The organism is Rhodococcus sp. JS3073, from assembly GCF_026810085.1.
Classification (GTDB): domain Bacteria; phylum Actinomycetota; class Actinomycetes; order Mycobacteriales; family Mycobacteriaceae; genus Rhodococcus_F; species Rhodococcus_F wratislaviensis.
The window spans coordinates 402,354-422,971 of the sequence record NZ_CP113952.1 but is presented as its reverse complement, the minus strand read 5'-3'; the positions used below and the strand labels follow the sequence as shown (position 1 = coordinate 422,971).

General features: G+C 63.1%; 16 protein-coding genes. 13 read left to right on the top strand and 3 right to left on the bottom strand.

The genetic code is table 11. The features are described from left to right. Positions 1 to 457: 457 nt before the first annotated feature. Positions 458 to 1,432, top strand: a complete 975-nt coding sequence (locus OYT95_RS39950) for a DUF4268 domain-containing protein (protein WP_268793081.1) — start codon at positions 458 to 460, stop codon at positions 1,430 to 1,432. A 554-nt stretch (positions 1,433 to 1,986) separates the two neighbouring features. Here OYT95_RS39950 and OYT95_RS39945 read toward each other — a convergent pair. Then, positions 1,987 to 2,592 (bottom strand): GIY-YIG nuclease family protein, encoded by a 606-nt coding sequence (locus tag OYT95_RS39945; RefSeq protein ID WP_328286588.1) that lies wholly within the window; start codon positions 2,590 to 2,592, stop codon positions 1,987 to 1,989. A 1,066-nt stretch (positions 2,593 to 3,658) separates the two neighbouring features. Between OYT95_RS39945 and OYT95_RS39940 the strand changes: the two genes are divergently transcribed. Continuing rightward, a complete protein-coding gene (locus OYT95_RS39940) occupies positions 3,659 to 3,859 on the top strand; it encodes a hypothetical protein (RefSeq protein ID WP_268793079.1) in 201 nt (66 codons plus the stop codon). 186 nt (positions 3,860 to 4,045) lie between these two features. Here OYT95_RS39940 and OYT95_RS39935 read toward each other — a convergent pair whose 3' ends face one another. Both OYT95_RS39935 and OYT95_RS39930 read right to left on the bottom strand, forming a co-directional pair. Then, a complete protein-coding gene (locus tag OYT95_RS39935; protein WP_268793078.1) occupies positions 4,046 to 4,966 on the bottom strand; it encodes an HNH endonuclease in 921 nt (306 codons plus the stop codon). Positions 4,967 to 5,202: 236 nt separating this feature from the next. Further along, positions 5,203 to 6,414, bottom strand: a complete 1,212-nt coding sequence (locus OYT95_RS39930) for a restriction endonuclease (protein ID WP_268793077.1) — start codon at positions 6,412 to 6,414, stop codon at positions 5,203 to 5,205. Between the two features lie 546 nt (positions 6,415 to 6,960). Between OYT95_RS39930 and OYT95_RS39925 the strand changes: the two genes are divergently transcribed. From OYT95_RS39925 to OYT95_RS39875, 11 genes are all read left to right on the top strand, one after another. After that, entirely contained in the window at positions 6,961 to 8,478 is a 1,518-nt protein-coding gene (locus OYT95_RS39925; protein WP_268793076.1) for an aldehyde dehydrogenase, read from the top strand. A gap of 95 nt (positions 8,479 to 8,573) precedes the next feature. Further along, complete coding sequence (locus OYT95_RS39920; RefSeq protein ID WP_128642720.1) at positions 8,574 to 10,001, top strand: FAD-binding protein; 1,428 nt, start codon at positions 8,574 to 8,576, stop codon at positions 9,999 to 10,001. A 61-nt stretch (positions 10,002 to 10,062) separates the two neighbouring features. After that, positions 10,063 to 11,391 (top strand): MFS transporter, encoded by a 1,329-nt coding sequence (locus tag OYT95_RS39915; protein WP_268793075.1) that lies wholly within the window; start codon positions 10,063 to 10,065, stop codon positions 11,389 to 11,391. Between the two features lie 372 nt (positions 11,392 to 11,763). Further along, positions 11,764 to 12,426, top strand: coding sequence for a GntR family transcriptional regulator (locus OYT95_RS39910; protein ID WP_128642722.1), 663 nt, complete (start codon positions 11,764 to 11,766; stop codon positions 12,424 to 12,426). Between the two features lie 64 nt (positions 12,427 to 12,490). Further along, complete coding sequence (locus OYT95_RS39905) at positions 12,491 to 13,741, top strand: CaiB/BaiF CoA transferase family protein (RefSeq protein WP_268793074.1); 1,251 nt, start codon at positions 12,491 to 12,493, stop codon at positions 13,739 to 13,741. Beyond that, entirely contained in the window at positions 13,741 to 14,535 is a 795-nt protein-coding gene (locus OYT95_RS39900) for an HpcH/HpaI aldolase/citrate lyase family protein (protein ID WP_128642724.1), read from the top strand. Before OYT95_RS39905 ends, OYT95_RS39900 begins: the two co-directional genes overlap by 1 nt. Positions 14,536 to 15,377: 842 nt before the next feature. Beyond that, positions 15,378 to 16,487, top strand: coding sequence for an aromatic ring-hydroxylating oxygenase subunit alpha (locus OYT95_RS39895; RefSeq protein WP_128642725.1), 1,110 nt, complete (start codon positions 15,378 to 15,380; stop codon positions 16,485 to 16,487). Positions 16,488 to 16,518: 31 nt separating this feature from the next. After that, on the top strand, positions 16,519 to 16,719 hold the full coding sequence (locus tag OYT95_RS39890; RefSeq protein WP_268793073.1) for a ferredoxin: 201 nt from the start codon (positions 16,519 to 16,521) through the stop codon (positions 16,717 to 16,719). After that, positions 16,719 to 17,903 (top strand): NAD(P)/FAD-dependent oxidoreductase, encoded by a 1,185-nt coding sequence (locus tag OYT95_RS39885; protein ID WP_268793072.1) that lies wholly within the window; start codon positions 16,719 to 16,721, stop codon positions 17,901 to 17,903. The genes OYT95_RS39890 and OYT95_RS39885 overlap by 1 nt, the downstream gene beginning before the upstream one ends. Before the next feature lie 42 nt (positions 17,904 to 17,945). Beyond that, entirely contained in the window at positions 17,946 to 19,478 is a 1,533-nt protein-coding gene (locus tag OYT95_RS39880; RefSeq protein ID WP_235214834.1) for an APC family permease, read from the top strand. 38 nt (positions 19,479 to 19,516) lie between these two features. Further along, positions 19,517 to 20,572 (top strand): NAD(P)-dependent alcohol dehydrogenase, encoded by a 1,056-nt coding sequence (locus tag OYT95_RS39875; protein WP_268793071.1) that lies wholly within the window; start codon positions 19,517 to 19,519, stop codon positions 20,570 to 20,572. The last annotated feature ends 46 nt before the right edge of the window (positions 20,573 to 20,618 follow it).

Below are 20,618 nucleotides of genomic sequence, written 5' to 3'. Positions count from 1 at the left end.
ACAACGATCCGACTGCGGTGGCGCGACCACGGTCGTCACTCCGTCAGTTCGGTCGCGTCCGCATCTGCCGAGTCACTGCTAACCCGGACTGCGGCACTGTCATCTCCTAAAGCTGACCGTTCACCCCCGGGCGTAGGCCGCGTGCGTCCCGAGTACTTCAGCAGGAATCGAGCGATGACGCCCACTTTCAGTGAAACTTTCGCGAAAATCTGCGTTACGAGAGCATCTTGGCGTAATCAGGAGCCCGCCCCACCTACGAATACATAGTTGTGGATTTCTCTGACTTCCCATGTATTAAGCAATTGTGCTCATCAGCGATAACACCACGAACCGCCGTGGCGTGCACGCGCAGCATGAGCAACGCCGACTTCGCATCGTCGCACCGGCAGTCAGCGACGACGGCGCTTGACCGATCCGGACAGACCTACAACTCTCGGCCCGTGCGAACCTATGTGCCATGACCGCTCTTAGTCTCGGCCGCCTCGAGATCGTCACCCCACGAACAATCTGGCCAAACGAAGCCCGCGACTTCACGCCTTGGCTTCTGCAAAACGTGGACGTTCTGAGCGACCTTCTAGGCATGGACCTTGTGCTCGACGTCGCAGAACACCCCGTCGGAAACTTCAGCCTGGACCTTAAGGGTTACGACGAAACCACGGGCGAGGTCGTGATCGTCGAGAACCAGTTGGAGCCGTCAGACCACACCCACCTCGGCCAGATCATCACCTACGCCGCAGGAACCGATCCCACGACGATCGTGTGGGTGACCACGGGCTTCCGGCCGGAGCATCGTGCGGCCATCGACTGGTTAAACCAGCGCACGGACGAGAACACCCGCGTGTTCGGAATCGTCATTCGCGTGGTGAAGATTGGAAACTCCCCATCAGCACCCAACTTTGAACTAGTGGCACAGCCGAACGACTGGGAGAAGCAGGTCAAGAGGGCGACTGCGTCGGCCCCTGGTGAAGCGTCAGCGAAGGTCCGCCAGTACCGAGAGTTCTGGGAGGCGGTCTTGGAGCAGATCAGGGTCGATCATCCCGACTGGACGCGGGCTCGAACCAACGGGGCGCCGTGGTGTAACACATCCCTGGGGCTCAGCGGCATTTCACTCTCAATGGCCTGGGTGAACGGCTCACTGGTGACCCAGATCTACTTCGACTCGCGCGACGCTGATCTCAACCAAGCACGCTTTGACTGGCTTCATGAGCATCGCAACGCCTTCGAGACGGCCCTCGGCCAGACACCTTCCTGGGATGGCATGTCGGGCCGGAAGGGCGCGCGGATCGTCATGACATCCACGTTCGACGACATCTCCGAATCGGAACGGTGGCCTGAGATGACTACCTGGCTCATCAAGCAGCAGATACGTTTCCGTGGGGCACTCACCGCCGTCGGCGGGGTCGACGCTCTCCGCGACATCAGGCCGCTTTGACGCCCAAGCCGGCGTATATGGTGCCGGTCAGCCGTAGTAGTCCAATGGATCATAGTGCAAATCCTTCCGACGTTGGTCCGCGTTCGGCGGCGGACCCGCGGAAGACATCATGGTCAACTTCGGAATCTCCAAACACGAGTACGGAGAACACCTCTACGACCTCGCCTGCAGCAATCGAATTCGCAGGTATCCCCCGGAAGTGAAGGACCTAATCCTCACATTCTATTCGTCGCGCCGGTTCCGATGACATCGAGGGCCTCACCAACGACTGCTGGTCGTTTCCGACATCCGAGATATCTCACGAATCGTCCGCGCCACTGCCCACCCCGTAGGAATTGCAACATGGCAACCCGATTCCTCCATGCCTTCATGGCGACGCTTAGGCTCATTCGCCCCGCCGCTTGGCACGCATCCCAGAAGATGTAGTCCGTGACCTCGCAACCGCTCACGCGCCACAAATCGCCGCCACGCTGTCCATATCAATGGTCTGCCAGAACCTTTGTCGAGAACCTCGGGTCGCAAAACATTTGGATGAAACCCGAGCGAACCTCGATCTACGGCCCGCCCACGCCATTGTTCGGAAGAACTGGCAGATCATCAGCCCGGCGCTTCGCAGCGGCACGCGCAGCCTTCAGCTGGAGATAGAAAAAGTTACGCGAATTGCCGTCCAGGTTCAGCGGAACGTCCAAGCTCGCAATCAACCGATCCTCAAGTTCCCACGGCTTCTCATGCGCGATCCACGAGACGAGGGCGTTCTCGGCCATCCACTTCGACAGCAGCGTCTCCCCTGTGTGGAAGGTATACCGCCTACCCGATCCAACACGGCGCAACTCGATCCCGACCTCATCCGCTACCAAGCAACCGATCGTGAGGCGGAGTGTCGAGCCGGCAGCGTTACCGGTGTAGTGGGTCTTGATTCGCTTCCGGATGTTCTGCGTACTAGGAGCCTTGCCGTTGGTCGGCGGCTTGCTCGGACTGATGCCGGCGTAGAGCAGCGTGAGCCCGTCCTGCTTTGCGCACCCCGAGGTGTCGATCACGGCCGGCAATTTCCGGAACCACCAGCCGTAGACACCAGCAGTCGCTGGAACGGGGCACTGCCGGGCGAGTACCTGCTCGCGGGTGTGCGCTGAGGCAGCGAGGTAGGTAGAGCGCAGATTCATCCTGCGGGTCAACGATCGGACTCATGCGGAGGATGTTGTCACAGGGCGGCGACAGCGATCTACGGAACCGTCCACACCCCGGCGCCCGGCAGCAACGTGAAGCTCGGAGTCCCGGGAATCCCGACTTAGGCAACAAGCACTCCCGGACCTGTCCACGACGCCGGCGTCGCCCCTGACGAGGAACGTCGCCGGCCCCGCGCTCACCGCGGCGGGGCTGCCGACAACGGGCATCGCGACGAACCGAGGAGAGATCACCTCGGCGAGTTCCCCACTGAGCCTCCCGTGACACCGTCGAGCAATCGAGGTCGATGGTCTGCGCACCGATCGACGACCGTAGCTCCCCGAACGCCACGACCTTGATCGCGGCTCGTCGGCCAGCATCGTGACCACGACATCGACTCCAGACCGCGTCGGCGACGGTCTCCGCTTCTCTGGCGCCGACGGACACGATCTCCTCAAGCAGCCTCCCGGCGAGCGCACGCCCCATCCATCCCATACCCCACACTGCGATGTTCATCGCCACCTCCTTAGTCACTGTCGTATCCGTTCCGAAGCGCGGTTGTCCTCCACGTCGCGTTGGACACGTCTTGCTGGCACCGAGCGGGCGCGTCATCGTCGCAACTGGGAAGATCGGGATTCCTGCTCGCTGCACCCGAGGAGTCCTGCTGGCGGTGCAGACGGCGCGCCCGGTGCGGCGGACGATTGACTCGAACGATCGACCGGACCTCAGCGACCTCACTCTGTGACAAGCGCAAAAACGAAAGGTGAGAACAATGTAGAAGATCACTGCCCGCGCGGCGGTTGCCCGCGCCGCAATCGCAGCCTTTGACCGCCCTCGCCGCCGGCTCTGGCCGGACCTGTCACGGACATGGTGGACGTCGGCTTCCGGTGGGCTGGCACTGGCCGTCCGGATTATTCGAGCCCGGCCGTCCGTACGCCAATCATTGGCAGCGGTGACCTCGGCGGTCACCGCTGGTGGTAAACGGCAGACACGTCGGACACGTCGAACAATTTTCCATAGTCACGTTCGTCAGTCCCACAATGGAATTCGAGGCGACCCGACAGCGTGACAGCCCAACAAACCACCAACCTCCCCGCCCGTGCGGCATCGGAGGGCGCCAGGGCGACCACCGCCCGCCGGGCCATATCGACCTACATGGTCGAGCTGATCAAAATATTCTTTCTGGTGTTCACGTGGGACGGCCAGGTCGAGAAGGCGTACACGCAGGATAGCCCTGACCAGACCATCGACAAGGGATCGGTTTGATACACCACGGATTACCCTCCAGCCGATCTCCACCATATGCCCTGGCGCGGAACGCGACCGTCCATCACCGCGCCAGAAACTGCGCCCACGAATCACTCGCCGGCGAACTTGCCAACCAAAACATGATGCAACGCCGCATCAGACAGCTGCACCCGGAAAAAGGGAACAGGCATGACTACATCACGCTCACCACAACTGGGTAGCGGCATCAAAGTGCTCTCGCAATGCCGCAGGATCGGGCCCGGGAACTATCTGTGCGCCACACAGTTCGCGGTACTGCGGGTACCGATCCAACGCGGGATGCGTCACAACAACCAACTTCTCGGGATCGACCGCGATTCGTCCCGCATCGAACAGCTTGTGGATGTCGGATCGCAACAAGATCCCGTCTTTGAGATCGTGTTTCCCGTGTTCGGCAAACCCACGAATATGGGCTGCCTCGAGACTCTCAGCCGGACACGGTCCTGTCATCGCGCAGACCAATCCATATGTCCGCAGCAATTCCTTGCGGAACTTGCTTTGTCCTAGCCTAGTTCGACCGACAGCCTCACGGTGGCCGCCGGGGATCTGCGGAGGAGGACTCGGATCCGGCGCGGCGCCAACCGCGGGGACCTCCACGGAGATCCGGTTGAGCAATTGCTCGAGGCCATCGATCTCGCACGGCCGTATCGCGTTCTGCGCCACCCCACCTAGCATCGGCTCCAGCTCTTCATACATAATCGCACCGTCCAGAGCTTGCCAACTCTGTCCGTAGGTAGCGACGTACTCGGTCACGGGCTCGCGACGTTTGGCAGGGGCGGCGAACTCGCCCTTGCAGTGCCGACACACGTACACGCCCCTACCCTTGCGGTGCTCGACACCGGTCCTGTCGCACTTCGGGCATCGAGAACGCATTTTCGTCGCCGGCGCCTTATGAATGTTATCGAGACGCGAAATTCCGAGAACCAGATTCTCGTCGCGGACGACGACGAGATCGCCTGGCGCGACCTGCAGTCTGTACGCCACCCCGCTGTCGTACACGTAGTGCGATCCAAGGACGTCATGGTAACCATCGTTGCTCTGCCAACTACGCTCGCCCGATACCGACAAGAACACCCACGCCTGCATTGATCCCCCTCTGAAAAGTCGACAACGTGTCCCCTGCGACGCGCAGCTTACGGTCCGCCGTGACATGCCGGTCAAGTTGCAGCACGTGCCCGACCCGCTTGCAGATCGGGGGAGCCCCCAACAAGACTGACCGACCGGCTACCCTCGCGTAGCTAGTGCGGTCAGTGCGTCTTATTCACGGACGGCATCGCATCGCTGGCGCCGAACCCAGATTCGATAGTTCGGCATTCAACTCGCTACACGAGGACCGCGGCCGAACCGCTGGTGAATTGGTTCTCAAGCCATGCACGCACGGCCTTCGCATCTCCGTATCCGTGCTCACGCAGGATGTCCACCACATCTTGACCACAGATCATCGCAATCGGATGCCCGTCCTCCCGTACTTCGTTGTAAACCTGATCGTTGAAATACGACAGGGTCACGAAGACACCGAAGTTCCGGTGCCGCAGCCGAGAAACCAGGCGACTGACGTCTCGCACTCCCACCGACGTCGTCGGTGCGTAACACTTCGCCTCCAACGCGAAGTCAACCGCAACGCGGTCCGCGAGTGGACCGAGCAAGTACTCCCCGATCGCGTCACGGCCACCGTCCCGGCTAGGTCGCGTGACATCACATCGCCCTGTCGCGGGGGCGATGAGGCGCCAGATCGCGACGGCACACTCTTCGAATGCGTGCGGTCGACCTTCGAAGAAGTGGTGAATGGTCCGTAGCATCGCAATGCCGGCAGGGTCGGATGGCAGTTGCTCGGACTTCTTCCGGACAACTGTGGTGGACGGCGCAGCCAGCACTTTGTACGCGCGGCCTTCGACCCAATCACGCCACGCCTCGGGGCAATCCCCGGCCGTCGTGTCCGCACCTTGCACAAGGTCGTTGATCCAGGCGCGTGAAATCGTCGCAGCATCGAGAACGGTGAACCTCGCACGGTAGTTCTGAAACCGACTCCCGCCCTTGCTCCGCCAGATCGCTGCGAGTTCATCATCGGAGGTCAACGTCGCCGACCCCGGCGCCAGCAGCCCACGGAACCTGACAGCGCGGCCAGGAGCTGCCCGCTCGAACAACAGAAACGGCGGCACCCGCAGCCGATCTGCCGGGGAACCGTGAGCAGCTTCAAACGCGTCCCGCAGCAGAAGGTTGCCACCACGTTTCGTCGTGTGCAGTTCATGACCGGGGCTGCGATTGTCCCCGTAATAGGTCAGCATGCCGGTCTGCGGGTCGAGCGAGTCCGGCCAATCCGACTCAGCTCCGCTGGTATACAGCGCCGACAGTTTGACCGTCTGCTTCCATGGTGATCCGGCATGCCTGAAGCCGCCCATGTTGCCCACGGGGAGCAAGCGCTGCAACGGGTCATCGTTTATGTTTCCGCGTGTTCCCGCGAGGTACACGGCATCGACGTGCAAATCGGCTGTTGACAGTGCGTCAAACGGAATGGTGTGGTCGGCATCCGGCATGAATCAGCACCCTAAACGAAGGTACCGACTCTGCGAGGTCGATGGACGTACCGCAACAATCCAGGCCATGAACCAGCACTCGGCCGCCGCTTTTCGAGCGGGCTGGTGGTTTTCGCAAAGCGACGTTCTTGACATCGCGAGAAACGGCCTCGTTTAGCTGCGGAACCGGGCCGCCACGCCGCACAATCCCCTGATAAGTCGCAATCTGCCCTTACTCGGATCGGCCGGACTGCTCCAATTCGCCCAAACAGGCCAGTTCCCGTCGGCGATGCGAAAGCACGTTCATCGGATCTAATGGGCGATCCCGGTGCCAGTTCACTTGAGTATCTCCCCGCTAACACCCACGTGATGCACCGTGCATCACGTGTACCGCCCGTGCATGCAGCTCCGAGACGAACAATTGATCCGCCACCGCTCCGGGCGGGTCGGCCAGCGCCAACCCATGCCTATTGACCGATTGTAGGTCAATCACCTACATTCTCAGGTGAGGCCGATCACGTTACGAATCCGCCCACCCCTCTCCACAGCACACGAGAAAGGCTTCCCATGTCGCAGACATTGACCTCCCCGCTGGAAACCAAAGGCGGTGTGCGCCGGTATGGGCTGTTCATCGACAACGAGTACGTCACTCCCTCGATTGACAACTACATCGACGTCACCAACCCGGCAACCGGGCAGGTGTGGGCCAAGGTGCCGGACGCGTCGGCTGCGGACGTCGAGCGCGCGGTCACCAGCGCCCGCCGGGCCTTCGAGGGCGAATGGGCAGGTTGGCGCGCGGCGGACCGCGCGAAGTTCCTGATCCGTTTCGGACAGGCAATCGCCGACAACGCCGACGAAATCGCCCAGCTCCAGGTCGACGAAAACGGCAAGCTTATCCGAGAGATGGCCGGCCAAGCCCGGCTGATGCCGGAGTACTTCAACTACTACGCCGGTCTGGCACAGATGCCCACCGGCAACACGAACCCTTTGCACCTGAAGGACATCTTCAACTACACCGTTCGCGAGCCGCTTGGCGTCGTCGCTGCAATCACACCGTGGAACTCTCCCTTGCTTCTGTTGGTCTGGAAGCTTGGGCCCGCGTTGGCTGCCGGCAACACCGTCATCGCCAAGCCGTCCGAGGTAACCCCGGTTTCGACGCTGCGCATCGCCGAGCTCGCGGCCGAAGTCGGCCTTCCGCCCGGCGTCTTCAACGTGCTCACCGGACTCGGCACCCCGGGCGCCGCACTCACCACGCACCCGCAGGTCGACAAGGTCGCGTTCACCGGATCCACGGCAACCGGCCAGGCCATCGCGTCGCAGGCCGGAAAGACCCTCAAAAGCGTCTCGCTCGAGCTGGGCGGCAAGTCACCGAACATCGTCTTCGACGACGCCGACCTCGACAGCGCGCTGAACGGCCTGATCGCCGGCATCTTCGGGGCCAGCGGGCAAACCTGCATGGCAGGATCCCGAATCCTCGTGCAGCAGAGAATCTACGACAACGTCGTCTCCGAACTCGTGACTCGCACCGAGCGCATTAGGGTGGGCAACCCCCAGGACACGACCAGTGAAATGGGCACCATCGCCTCCAAAGCCCAGTACGACAAGGTGTTGCACTACATCGAGGTGGCGAAGAACGAAGGTGCGCGGCTCGTTGCCGGTGGTGAACCGGCCCGCGTGGACGGCCTCGAGGATGGGTTGTTCATCCGCCCCACCGTGTTCGCCGACGTCCGCAACGATATGCGGATCGCCCAGGAGGAGGTGTTCGGTCCGATCGCCGCGGTGATTCCGTTCACCGACGAGGAGGACGCCATCCGCATCGCCAACGACACCGAGTTCGGTCTCGCAGCAGGAGTGTGGAGCAACAACATTCAGCGCGCCCACCGCGTCGCCGCCCAGTTGCGGGCCGGAACCGTGTGGATCAACAACTACCGCAAGACTGGGTACTCAACCCCGTTCGGCGGCTTCAAGCAGAGCGGCGTCGGCCGGGAGAACGGACCGAACGCCCTTCTCGAATACACCGAGGAGAAGAGCATCTGGGTCGACACAGGCCAGGGCGTGAAGGACCCGTTCAACCCCCGCGCCTGAGTGCCTGACGACGCTACTCGCACGTCAGGCGTCGATTCCCCACGAGAGCACACGCGGTGCCCTGCACCGCCCTTCGACGAAGAAGGAGAACGACCATGACGACGCCTGACGAAGGGGTGTCTCCGACCGCCGATGTGATTGTCATCGGCTCCGGCATCGCCGGACTGTCCGCCGCGGTGTCGGCAGCGCAGACCGCGGCCGACACAGAGGGAGGCCGAGTAATTCTCGTCGACCGCGCCGAAGAGGCAGAGGCCGGCGGCCTGACCAAATGGACGTCAGCATATCTGCGGCTCGACGACGTTTACGAGCCAGGTGACTCGTTCGTACCGGACATCCTGGAATTCTCCGACGGCCGAACTCCCACTTGGTACGTCGAAGAGCTCGCTGAGCACCTTCCCGACACCATGGAATGGATTCAGGGACTCGGTATCCGGTTCAAGCGACTGCCGACGTACTTCATCAACAGTGCCCGCAAACGTCTGCAACCGGTCGGAGGCGGCGAGGCGTTGCTCAATGCGCTTCGCCCCGAAGCGGAGCGCCTCGGGGTCGACATCCGGTACAGCACCACCGCACGCCGGCTACTCACCGCCTCCAACGGCCGGGTGATCGGGATCGAGGTTGAGGGGCCGGAGGGCGCCGCCACGATCAACGCGGGAGCGGTCATCGTCGCCTCCGGCGGGTTCGAGGGGGATCCGGATTTCCTCGCGAGAGAACTCGGCTCCGCCGAACCACTGATCCCTATCGCACCCGGCGTTGCGTTCAACCGCGGCGAAGGCATCTCCATGGCCCTCGAGGCCGGCGCAGCCCGCGCCGGAGAGTGGAACAATTTCCACGCCGAACCCGTCGACCCCCGGTGCACATCGCCGGAGCCGCTGGTCATGGTGTTCCCCTACGGCATCCTCGTCGACAAACACGGTGACCGCTTCATCGACGAAGCGCGTGGAACCGTCGACGAGACCTACGAACACACTGCCCGCGCAATTTGGAAACTGCCCGACGGCATCGCCTATTTCATCACCGACCAGCAGTTCGAGAAGGTCGAGGCACGCGAACGCGGAATCCTCACCACAGTCAAACCCGTCACCGCACCCTCCATCGAGGAACTCGCCGAGATTCTCGGTCTCCCCGCCGACCGCCTCCGTGAGACGGTCACCCGATTCAATGCCGCAGTTACCGATGGTCCGTTCGACTGGAAACAGCCTGACGGAAACACGACCGTGGGAATCGACCCGCCCAAGAGCAACTGGGCCCTCCCTCTCCACGAGGGCCCGTTCATCGCCTACCCGATCAAGTGCGCGATCGTGTTCACTTTCGGCGGCCTCTCTACCGACCGCAACGGCCAAGTCGTCACGGACACCGGGGCGCCCATCCCAGGACTGTATGCCGCCGGCGAATGCACAGGCCTCTACCACGGCAAGTACCCGGGAGGGACCTCGGTACTACGCGGCATGATCTTCGGGCGCATCAGTGGTGCGGCCGCAATGCGGGCCGCGACGGCGCCGATCTCCGCAGCGACAACTTAATCCTCCACGGCGGCCGGGCATATCGGTCGCCCCTCCCTCTTTCCCGTTCGGAGAGTCTGTCATGACTTCATCACAATCGATCAGCACGGCGAGCGCCTCGATGACCGAGACCGTGAGGGCCACACCGGAAAAACAAAGTAAATTCCGGACCCTGTTGGGAGCGGGTGTCGGCAACACCCTCGAGTGGTACGACTGGAGCGTCTACGCCATCTTCGCCCCGTTCTTCGCCAGCCAGTTCTTCGTCAGTGACAATCCCACCAGCGCGCTGCTGTCGACCCTGGCGATCTTTGCGGCGGGCTTCCTGATGCGCCCGATCGGTGGGTTCCTCTTCGGCTGGCTCGCCGACCGCCACGGCCGACGATTCTCCTTGACGACGTCAATGATGACGATGGCGGCGGGCAGCCTACTGATCGGCGTCGCCCCGACCCACCAGTCGATCGGCGTCTGGGCCGGGCTGGTCCTACTCGTCGCACGACTGGTCCAAGGCCTCGCTCACGGCGGTGAGATCGCCGCGTCCTACACCTACATCGCCGAGATCGCCCCGCGGGCTCGGCGAGGACTGTGGTCGACGAGCGTGTACGTCTCCGTCACCGCGGGTATCGTGCTCGCGTCCCTGATCGGGGCTGGCGCGTCGAGCGCGATCGGACCCGACGCACTCAAGGACTGGGCATGGCGCGTCCCTTTCATCGTCGGCGGACTGCTTGCGGTGGCCGGCCTGTACATCCGGCGAACGCTGCAGGAGACCGAGGCGTTCGAGAACGAGCGGGCCGATACGCCGCGGCGCACCACCGGCGATCTTCTGCGCGGCCTGAGCCGCAACAAGCGCAGCATTGCCCGAGTGCTGGGCATGAGTGCGGGTGTGACGGTCGTGTATTACACCTGGGCCGTGGGAATTCCAGGATTCGCCATCGCAAACCGGGGGCTCGATGCCACCCACGGCCTGTGGGCGAGCGTGATCGCGAACGTCTTCTTCATGGCTTCTCTGCCCTTCTGGGGAAGGTTGTCCGACCGGGTGGGCCGCAAGCCGATCTTCATTACCTACGGCGTGGCGATGCTGGTGCTCACTTTCCCGTTGATGGCGCTGGTCGGCAATTCTGCGGTGGTGTTGACACTGGCGATGATGGTGGCCCTGTTCTTCCTCGGCGCGTTCGTCGGGATCATGCCGGCATATTTCGCCGAACTGTTTCCCACCGACGTGCGCGCATCCGGAGTAGGTGTCCCCTACTCGCTGATGGTCGCCCTGTTCGGTGGCACGGCACCCTATGTGCTGACCTGGCTCAACAGTCACGACATCAGCTGGATCTTCTCGCTGTACATGGTCGTTCTGGTGGTGATCGGGCTCGTCACGACCCTGCTGACCCCGGAAACGCGTGGTGTGGATCTGCGTTGACCATACCGCCGTGCCCGTCGACCGCTGGTGACCGGTAACCGTGCCTGCCACCGACTACATCGCGGACGTAGCCCACTGTCGACCAGTGGGCTACTCGGCTCGAGAGATCATCGTGGACCGGCGTGGTGACCGGGTCCCAGCGCCGGAAAATTCCGCGGTAGTCGACACTGACCGGCGAACAGGACACTCTCGCTTCGAAAGGGTCAGGTAGGGGCGCCCACAGACTGCACGTCGACTCGACGACGCTGCGCGAAGGCCCACCTCCACGTGCCGATACGCCGCGGCGAGCTTCTCAGGCTGACCATCAGGCATATTTGGTAGTATTGTCCCTCAGTTGAACATTTCGCGCAGCCTGCGTTTGGAGGGATAGGCATGAAGATCACCCGTGTGGTGGCACCGGTACGGGCCCAGGCCGTCGAAGCGATCCGGGACGAGATCATCCGCGGCAATCTTGCACCCGGGCAACGCCTGATCGAACGGGAACTTTGCGAGGAACTCGACGTTTCCCGCAACACGATCCGGGAAGCCTGTCGGCAACTCGAAGCGGAGGGATTCATTGAGATCCCCCCGCACAAAGGGCCGGTCGTGGCCACCATCTCCGACCAGGATGCCCGCGATCTGTACGAGTTTCGTGAGGCACTCGAGTGCCTGGCGGTTCGGCTGTTCGTCGAGCGGGCAACCGATGCCGCCGTAGGCGAACTCCGCGAGGCATGCACTGCGCTGTTCGCCGCCCACGACTCGCTCGACGTGGCCGAGATGATCGAGGCCAAGAATCGCTTCTACGAAATCCTCTACGCCGGAACGGGAAACAAGATCGCTAGCGCTCAAGCCAAACTGCTCAACGGCAGGTTGGCGGGGCTTCGGGCCCGGTCACTCGCACATGCGGGGCGACCCGCTCACAGCCGCGACGAAATCAAAGACGTTCTGCTGGCCATCGAGGCCCGCGACAGCGCCGGCGCAGCGGAGTTATGGCGCCAGCACATCGGCAATGCGGCACGCACCGCGCTCGAGGAGACCTCGACCACGTCAAAATGAATCACTTTGCCCGATTGTGGGACAATGGGTTGACAGCGGGAAGTGCGGGCAGTTCAATGAATTCATGTCCGCGAGTACGCATCTGAATTCCTCCGCCACCGACGGCCCGCCGTCCCCACACACCAATGGCTCTGGCCCACTCCACGGTCTGCGCGTACTCGACGCCGGATTCGTCTACGCCGCCCCCATCGCGGCGATGCTGCTCGGCGACTACGGGGCCGACGTCATCAAGATCGAGCACCCTCAAGGCGACCCCGCCCGCACCCACGGCTGGCAGAAGGACGGCCATGGACTGTGGTGGAAGGTCATCGCCCGCAACAAACGCACAGTCACACTGAATTTCAGCTCCGCCGAGGGACGAGTACTTCTGTGCGCACTACTGCGCGAAGCCGATGTGTTCGTCGAAAACTTTCGGCCCGGCGTCCTCGAGGCCTGGGGGCTCGGCCCAGAGGTCATGCACAGCATCAATCCACGCCTGATCATCCTGCGTGTCACCGGGTTCGGACAACAAGGACCGTACGCACAACGCCGCGCCTTCGGGACGCTCGCGGAAGCGATGAGCGGGTTTGCCCACCAGACCGGGCAGGAGACCGGACCACCGACCCTGCCGCCGTTCGGTCTCGCCGACGGCGTCGCGGGCATCACCGGAGCGCTGGCCATCACCCTCGCGCTCTACCACCGCGACGCCCGCGGCGGAAAAGGCCAAGTCATCGATCTCTCCCTGCTCGAGCCACTCCTCGGCATCCTCGGTCCAGGCCCGACGGTTTTCGACCAACTCGGCATCGCACCCGGTCGCCACGGCAACAGGTCACCGAATAACTCTCCCCGCAACGCCTATCAGTGCAACGACGACCGCTGGGTAGCCATCAGCGCCAGCTCCACCAGCATCGCCCGACGCGTCCTACAACTGGTCGGCCATCCCCAGATCGCCGAGGAGCCCTGGTTCACACATGCCGGTGAACGAGCCAAACGAGCGGATCTACTCGACCAACTCGTCGGCGACTGGATCGCCGCCCGCTCGTTCGAAACCGTCGTCGCAGCCTTCACCGACGCGGGAGCGGCGATCGCCCCGATCTACGACATCGGGCAACTGATGACCGACCCACACATCCTGCACCGTCAGTCCATCATCACCTGCGAGGACGAAGACCTCGGACCAATACGCATGCAGAACATCTTCTTCCGGATGTCACAGACACCGGGTGCCGTGCACTTCACCGGCCGCAGACTCGGCCAGGATAACCACGACGTGTTCACCGAGGCCGGCGTCGACGGCGCCACCCTCGCGCGGCTCAGCAGAGAGGGAACCATCTGATGACCCGCAGCTACCTCTTCGCGCCCGGCCACAACCGGAAACTGGTCAACAAGGTGTTCACCGCCGGCGCCGACGCCGTCATCCTCGACCTCGAGGACGCGGTGCCCACCCAGCACAAAGCCGATGCACGCCGCATCGTCGCCGCAGCCACCGCCACCACGCCGGCGTGGGTGCGCGTCAACGCCGTCCGATCCACCGACTGTGAATCCGACCTCGACGCCGTCGGAGCGACCGCGGCCGGCATCCGCATCCCCAAGGTCGAAGATCCCACCGACGTCGAGTGGGTGACCCAGCGGTGCCCCGACGTCCCCCTGATCTGCGCCATCGAAACCGCACGCGGAGTCCTCGCTGCCGCCGACATCGCCCGCACACCCGGATGCACCTACCTCGCCATGGGTGGGGTGGACTTGCGCCGGGACCTACGGGTCGCGGACGGCGCCGCCCCCTTGCAGCATGCCCGCTCCCACATCGTGCTCGCCGCACGCGCAGCCGGACTTCCGCCGCCGATCGACAGCGTGTTCGCCCAACTCGATGACGACGCCGCCCTCACAGCCGAAGCCGAACACTCCAGAGACCTCGGCTTCTTCGGGAAGTCGGCGATCCACCCCGCCCAGTTGCCCGCGATCCACCGGGTATTCACCCCCTCGCCCGACCAACTCGACTGGGCGCGCCGTGTCCTACTCGCATTCGAAGAAGCCGGGCACGCCGCACTGCGCATGCCGGACGGAGAGTTCATCGACGCGCCGGTCGCCGCGCGGGCCACGGACCTGTTACGGGGCGCAACCAGCGGATAGCCGATCGTCAATAACGTGCCGTCGACGTTGCTTCGTGGTCATCAGGACGCGAGTCACCTGGACGAGACCCATCCACCGGCGCATCATTACCCCACACCGTGATCTCGATCTGCCGGTCGACGACATCCTCGACCATCAACGGCTCACCCACAGTCGCCCGTCACCCCACCACGACCCCACCGGCAACAAACGCCCCGCCCGACGCGGCGCCCGCCAGAACCAGCAGATTCACCAACGCATCAACCTACCGCCCACCCGCATCGACGCGGTTACCAACTCCACGGAGCCGGAACATCGCCCAAGCACGCAGCGCAGCCAGATCGGACAACGGATCGCGCTCGACACCCCAGCGCGAACAGCGGTCCAGTCGGTGAACGCCGCCTCGGCTCCATGCCTACAGCAACCACATGCGCACTCGTCTGCAACACCGGTCGTCGGTGATCAGGTTCGTACTGCCGATTCCGCTCCTCCCAAGCCCATCGGCTGACCTGATCGCTCTAATTGGTTGCCTGACAGAAATTTTCGTGGTGTCGATGGATCACGTACGCATTTGGCGGACGGAACGCCGGTTCGGCATCCACCGGTTTCGAACCGGAGTAACGCCATTCTTCGAGACGTCCGAACCAGATACCCGGCGGCGACCAGCGAAGGCTCCGTGCTCTGTCGCTGCAAACCCACACCTCATGGCCTGAGGTAGGCCACCACGCCTTCCCTAATACGCTTTGCGTAACGGAAAATGCCTTCATCTTGACTTTGCGTAATTCAAGTCGCATGCTGTTACGCAAGCTGCTGTGATGGGGGTTACACGCAGATGAGCGATCAGTTGAAGGGATGAGCAATCGATGCTGCAAATGGCCGACGTGCGCGAGAAGTATGGACTACCGGCGGATGAGGAAATCCTCGCCGGACTCGACGAGGGAGCGACACTGCCTGCGTCGTTCTACTACGCACCCGAGATGTACGCCCTCGAACAGGAAAAGATCTTCGCCAAGTCGTGGCAGTACGCGTGCCACGAATCGGCGGTCGCGAAGCCAGGCGATTACGCGGTAACCAAGGCCGGTTCCACACCGATCATCGTCACACACGGAAAGGACGGCAGACTCCGAGGTTTCGTCAACGTTTGCCGGCACCGACTGCATTCGATCGCCGAAGAGAACGGGAACAAACCACTACTGCAGTGCCCGTACCACGGCTGGACCTACGGGCTGGACGGGAAACTCAAGACAGCGCCCCGGTCTCAGCGTGAGATGAATTTCGAGTGTTCGACGATCTCGCTCGAGCCCGTGTCAGTCGAACGATGGGATCAGTGGATCTTCGTGAACCCGGATCCCGCAGCACCGCCGCTGGCATCCGTGACCGCGGACATCCGGGACCGCACCGACGAACTCAATACCGACCTGCGTGAGTACGAGTTCCAGATCCGCTACGAATACGACATGGAATGCAACTGGAAGGTGTGGGCGGAGAACGCCGTCGAATGCTACCACTGCCCGACCCTGCACAAGTCGAGCTTCGGGAAGACCTACCACACAAATCCCGACGACTATGACGTCGACTCCGGCGAGAACACCATCTGGCACAACGGCCCGATCAAGTGGCTCCCCGGCAACGTCGATCCCGCCGGCCTCAAGGGATTCCGATTCGCATTCACATTTCCGTCGTCATTCTTCGCACTCGACGACTATGTCGGCTTCATCGGGAGCGTACAGCCCATCGCCCCCGAGAAATGCTGGGCATTTGTGGACATGTACGCCAAGCCCGGCGCGGACCCCGTCGTCGTTAAGGAATGGCTCGAGATGTGGGATCAGACCCTGATCGAGGACAAACGTGCGACCGACATCCAGCAGATCGGGTACCGCTCGGGCCGCGTCCCCACGGGACGCCTGATGCTCGACAGCGAGAGTCCGCTGCAGGCCTTCATGAAGACGACGCTGTCCGCGTTGTCGTCCTGAACCCCTCTCCCCTTGGACGAAAGACCGCACGATGGTGAAACTCTCAGTTGACCTACACAGATGCCAAGGCTACGCGAACTGCGTCGTCGCCTCCCCCGATGTTTTCGATCTATCTGATGAAGGAAAGGTCGAAATCCTGCAGACCCAGATCCCTGACGACGACGTACCCGTCGTCGAGGAAGCGGTGCGGTCATGCCCTGCCGCCGCCCTGTCGATGGAGGAGGCCCACTGATGCGCGCCGTGACAGTCGTCGGTGGATCGCTCGCCGGTGTGCAGGTAGTGAAGACGCTACGGAACCGGGGGTTCGACGGTGCCATAACCCTCGTCGGTGACGAAGTCCACCTGCCGTACGACCGCCCGCCGCTGTCCAAGTCCGTCCTCACCGGCGAAGCCGACGCCGACACTCTCGGCTACCTGGACCGGGCCTGGTTCGACGATCACGCGATCGAGCTGAGGCTGGGCGAACGCGCAACACGCCTCGACATCACCGACCGGACCATCTATACCGACTCCAGCACACTGCACTTCAGCGATCTCGTAATCGCGACCGGTGCCCGGGCACGAAACCCGTTCACGAACACACCCACGGGTGTGTTCACCCTCCGAACCATTGACGACGCCCTCCGGATCCGCGACGCCCTGTCCGACGCGAAATATGTCGTGGTCGTTGGCGGCGGGTTCATCGGACTCGAGGTCGCCTCAGCCGCACGGTCCCGCGGCACCCAGGTCACCATCGTCGAGGCTGCAGAGATCCCCCTCTCCCGCAACGTCGGCACCGACGTTGCGCCTGCGCTCTCCGCCCTTGCCCGCACCCACGGCATCACACTGACGTGCGGACGATCCGTTGCATCTATCGACGGAACCGCCCACGTCGAGAGCATTACGCTCGACAACGGAACACTGATCCGCTGCGACACAGTCATCGTCGGAGTCGGCGCGATACCAAACACCGACTGGCTCACCGATTCCGGACTCGAACTCGGTCCCGCCGGCCTGGTATGCGACCGGACCGGCCGAGCCGCACCACACATCTGGGCCGCCGGCGATGTCTGCGCCTGGCGCGACACCAACGAGACACCACATCGGCACGAACACTGGACCTCGGCGGGCGAACAGGCACGAACTGTCGCACACAACCTCCTCGACAACGGTAATCGCACGGTCGAGGCGGCCCCGTTCGTCTGGTCCGATCAGTTCGGCAAGCGCATCAGCATCATCGGAGACACCACCGGGCACGACACCGTCCGATTCCTGTCCCGCGGCACCGAGGACCTGGGGGCGCTCTACTCACGCGACGGTAAATTCGTCGGCGCGTGCGTCGTCGACCAACTGCGGTTGGTTCTCAAATGCCGGAAATGGGCCGCGGCCGGTACCCACACATCCGAAATCCCCGAGTGGGAACTGGCTGACCTCTGACGCCATTCACCCGACTCGCCGACACTCTCGAGGACACGTCCAATGAGTTCAGCGAAAGAACCACGCACAACGATTCCCCCACAACACCACACCGACGAGGCCGGATCCATGCTGCGCACACTCACGTGGCGCGACGGATTCGTCTTCGCACTCAACATGCCGATCGGCCTCTTCCTGACCCTGGGCTACACGGTCGGCGCGATCGGCGGATGGACCGCCATCGCCATCTGGGGCGTCGCCTGCGCACTCGCCTTCCTGCAGAACAACCTGTTCGCCGAGATGGCCGCCATGTTCCCGAACCGGTCCGGCGGCATCTCGGTCTATGCCTACGAAGGATGGAAACGGCACTTCGCCCCGCTCGGCGCCATCGCCGCGTTCGGCTACTGGATGGGCTGGTCACTGTCTCTGTCCGTCGAGGGCGTCGTCCTCGGCACCCTGATCGAACAGGCCTTCTTTCCCGATTCGCACATCGCACTTCAACTTCCGATAGGCCACGAACTCGGCCTGCCGTACCTGATCGCCATCGGCGCGATCTTCACCGCCTGGGCACTGAACTACTTCGGCGTCAAACTCGCCGCCGGCGTCGCGAAGGTGACCGGAATCCTCCTGGTCATCGGGTTGTTGGTGCTCACAGTCGGCCCCTTCGTGGCATCCGGCGCCGACTTCGACATCAGCCGAATCAGTTGGACAGGCGCCAGTTCCCCCTTCGGATGGAAGGAAGTGGTGGTCTGGTTCTACATCACCGCATGGACCACCTACGGCACCGAGGTATGCGCCAGCTTCGCCGCCGAATACAAGAACCCCGTCAGGGACACGGCAAGAGCGCTACGCATCTCGGCCGCCTTCATCCTCGGGCTGTACATCGTCGTCCCCTACGTCGTCGTCGGTGCGCTCGGCGAGGAAACGATCGGCCTGAACCCGGTGAACTACATCGGCCTCGCGTTCGACCGGATCCTCGGCGGCTACTCCTGGCTCGGCCAACTCCCCGTCATGGCAGCCTTCATCATCGCCATGATGACGGCCACCGCGGACGGCGGCCGCTCCCTCTACGGCATCTCACGATCCGGCGGAACCATCAAGCAATTGGGCGTGCTCAACAAGTACGGTGTTCCCGGTCGCGCCCTGACCACCGACATGCTGATCAACATCACCGTGCTGATCGTGCTCGGCGAACCGATCGCCATCCTGCTCGCCAGCAATCTCGGCTACCTCACCGCCGTCACCCTCGCCGTCGGCGCATTCGTCCTCCTTCGCCGCGACCAGCCACACCTGCACCGCCCACTGAAACTCTCCCCATACTGGGTTCCGATCGCCTGCCTGCTCTTCGCCGTCAACGCGTTCGCAATCGTGATTGGCATCTCCAACCCGAGCCTGACCGGCTACGGCGGGGTCAGCGAAACAATCGCCGGTGTCGGGATCCTGCTCTTCGCCTGTGTGCTCTGGTATTACCGCCAGCGGGTGCAGGAACGACAACGCATCGAGTGGCGCGTCAAGGACGAACACCCACCAGCACCCGAACCCTCATCGAAGTCGGCAAACGCCGAATCGGAAACTAGGAATTCCGAACATATCTGAACTCACTCCAACCCCAAAATACGAGGAGTCACACCACCATGAAAGCGATCCGCGTACACGAGTACGACCGCACACCGTCCCTCGACGACGTTCCCGAGCCCGTCGCGAAAGGCCCCTTCGACGTCATCGTCAAGGTGCGCGGCGCCGGAGTGTGCCGCACCGACCTGCACATCATCGAGGGCCAATGGCAATCCAAGAGCGGCGTCGCCCTGCCCTACACGATCGGGCACGAGAACGCGGGCACCATCACCGAGATCGGTTCCGCCGTCACGAATGTGGCAGTCGGCGACTCGGTGATCCTGCATCCCCTCGCCACCTGCGGACTGTGTCTGGCATGCCGTCGCGGGGACGACGTGCACTGCACCGACTCCGAGTTTCCGGGTATCGACGTCGAGGGCGGCATGGCCGAATATCTCCGTACGTCCGCCCGAAGCGTCGTCAAGCTCGCCCCGTCACTCGAGCCGGCGGATGTCGCGGCCCTCGCGGACGCGGGCCTCACCGCGTACCACGCGGCACGCAAGGCGGCGGAGCACCTCCGCCCCGGCCACAGCGTCGTCGTGATCGGAGCCGGCGGCCTCGGGCACATCGGCATCCAGGTGCTCGAAGCCCTCACCTCTGCCCGGATCATCGTCGTCGACCAGTCGGCAGCGGCGCTCGAACTCGCCAAGGAAGTCGGCGCGGACGTCACCGTCGTCGCAGACGGAACCGAAGCGGAGCAGGTGCTCGCCCTGACCGACGGCGCCGGCGCCGAGGCTGTGCTCGATTTCGTCGGCGAGGGCTCGGCCCTGGCATCGGGTATCGCGATGCTCCGCCGAGCGGGCAACTACTATGTCATCGGCTACGGCGGCACACTCGAGATCCCGACCATCGACATCATCAGCACCGAGATCAACTTCATCGGCAATCTCGTCGGCACCTACAACGACCTGGTCGAACTGATGGCCCTCGCCGCGCAGGGACGAGTACACCTGCACACGGTGAAGTACCGCTTCTCCGACTTCCAGCAGGCACTCGACGATCTGCACCACGGTGTCATCCGGGGCCGGGCAGTGCTGGTTCCCGACGATGAGTTCGCGACCACAATCCGAGGTTGACGCGAAATCAGTCGTACGAGGAGCACCATTCCGGTATGCGTAACGA